At 70.2% G+C, this 2,021-nt stretch carries 1 protein-coding gene and 1 pseudogene; one reads left to right on the top strand and one right to left on the bottom strand.

From position 1 onward, the window contains the following. The first annotated feature begins 147 nt into the window (after positions 1–147). On the top strand, positions 148–900 hold the full coding sequence (locus IF37_RS0138160; protein ID WP_030754248.1) for a polysaccharide lyase family 7 protein: 753 nt from the start codon (positions 148–150) through the stop codon (positions 898–900). 359 nt (positions 901–1,259) lie between these two features. Here the strand turns inward: IF37_RS0138160 and IF37_RS44185 are convergent. Then, positions 1,260–2,021 (bottom strand): annotated as a pseudogene (locus IF37_RS44185) (hypothetical protein); the annotation flags it as partial.

The raw sequence follows: 2,021 nt of genomic DNA, 5'->3' as shown, positions 1-2,021 counted from the left end.
TGGGCGGTCGGCCGGGACAAGGCCTGCCCCGACACGGGCAAGCTCTCCGACTCGTGCAGCGGCACCGAACAGAGCGACTACCAGTTCCTGAAGACGTTCAACACCGTCAACACCGCGGCCGTCGGTGCGCCGCCGGTCGCCCGTCTGGTGACGTCCGGCAGCGGCTCGCCGACCCCGACGCCGACCGCGAGTGCCACGCCGGGCACCCCGGACGACTCGGCCACCGCCATCAGCACCGGGAAGCCCCAGGCGGCTCCCGCCGGCGGCATCGACCTGTCGATCTGGCAGCTCCAGGAACCGGTCGGCTCGCCCGGGTCCCCGAACACCGTGTCCGCCGCCAAACTCCAGAGCGGCCATGAGGACCCCTACTTCTCCACCGACAGCGACGGCTCCCTGGTCTTCTGGTCGCCCGAGAAGGGCGTCACCACGCCCAACTCCAAGTACCCGCGCTCGGAACTGCGTGAGAACGCCGAATGGTCGCTGGAGGGCACCCACCGGATGAGCGCGACCCTGCGCGTGCTGTCCGTGCCGTCCAGCGTCTGCGTGGGCCAGATCCACCTGGGGTCCGGCGGCTCGTCCACCAAGCCGCTGCTGGAGCTGTACTACCAGGCCAACGGCGACATCGTGTTGGGCACCGAGAACTCTCCCGAAGGCGGCCAGACCCGGCACACCGTGGGACACGTCGCGCTCGGCGAGGAGTGGAGCTACACCATCGGCGTCTCCGGCGGTGACACCATCGATCTGACGGTCGACGGGAAGACCACCCACTACCCGATCGCCGGCTCCTTCAAGTCCTACAAGCAGTACTTCAAGGCCGGGGCCTACAACCAGTCCGCCTCGGGCAGCAGCACGGAGGGGGCCAAGGTCGCGTTCTCCGCGCTGACCGTCTCCCACGGCTGATCCGCCGCTCCACGAAGGTCATTGCGGACCTTGCCGCTTCGCCCCGTCGACGTCAGGTCGGCGGGGCGAAGTGCTGCGCAGCGGCTGGTGCGTGTGTGAGCTCTCGGCGTGTCGGTGCGGTGGGCGTCGATACGGGCGAGGTTCAGGCTTCCCTTCGGCAGCGCAGCCCGCGCCGTCCGCACGGTCTCCGCCGCCCTCTCCGCTGGCCCCTCCGGCTCCATCGGCATCCACACCCACCCCACACGAAGACGTCGGCCTCCAAGACCTCGATCAGGTCCTGAAGGCCGACGTCACGCGGGGCCCGAATCAACCGGTGGCCGTCACCGGCGCCGAGCCCCGCCGCGTACCGCGTACCGGCGTCAGTACAGTTCGGTGCACTTCCCGTTCTGGAACAGGGGTCCCTCGACGACCGGGAGGTTGGGCCCGGGGTCCTGCACCGCGGTGGTCAGCCCGGTCACCTTGTCGGTGCAGTCCTGCACCGCTCCCTCGTTGTCGCCGCTGTCCCCGCCGACGTACATGTCGATCCAGGTGGTCGCACCCTTGGGAGCCGTGTCCAGGCTGTGGCAGGGGCCGTTCTGCGGGCTGCCGCCGTCACCGCAGGCGTCCTCCACGATGAAGTACCGGCGCACCTTCGGTATGTAGAACCGGGTGCCGGCGGGGTAGTCCAGCGTGTCCTTGCCGCCCGCCAGGCTGTGCCCGACCGCGAGCGTGATCGGGTCGGCGTAGGTCCCGGTGCCGCCGGCCCCCTTGTGCAGGATGGGGTCCGAGATCTGGGCGCTGCCCCGCGGGGTGTTGTCGAACCAGGTGTACCCCGTGGTGAACGCGTTGTTGATGGTCTTGCCGGCCTTGTCGGTGTCCGCGGAGGCCACGGCACCCGTGGTACCGCCGTGGCTGCCGCTCTCGGGATCGCCGGGGGTGGTGGCGGTGGTCGAGGGGGCCGGCTTACCGCTGCGCGTGGGCACCGGAACCATGCTCTGCGTGGGCTCCGGGCTCGCTGCGGGAGCCGTGGTGGCGACCGCGGCGAACGTCTTCAGGAACTGGTAGTCGCTCTGTTCGGTGCCGCTGCACGAGTCGGAGAGCTTGCCCGTGTCGGGGCAGGCCTTGTCCCGGCCGACCGCCCA

The organism is Streptomyces sp. NRRL S-31 (assembly GCF_000718775.1).
In the GTDB taxonomy this organism is placed as follows: domain Bacteria; phylum Actinomycetota; class Actinomycetes; order Streptomycetales; family Streptomycetaceae; genus Streptomyces.
Note: the sequence above shows the minus strand (reverse complement) of the source record. Positions and strands in the feature narration are given on the sequence as shown.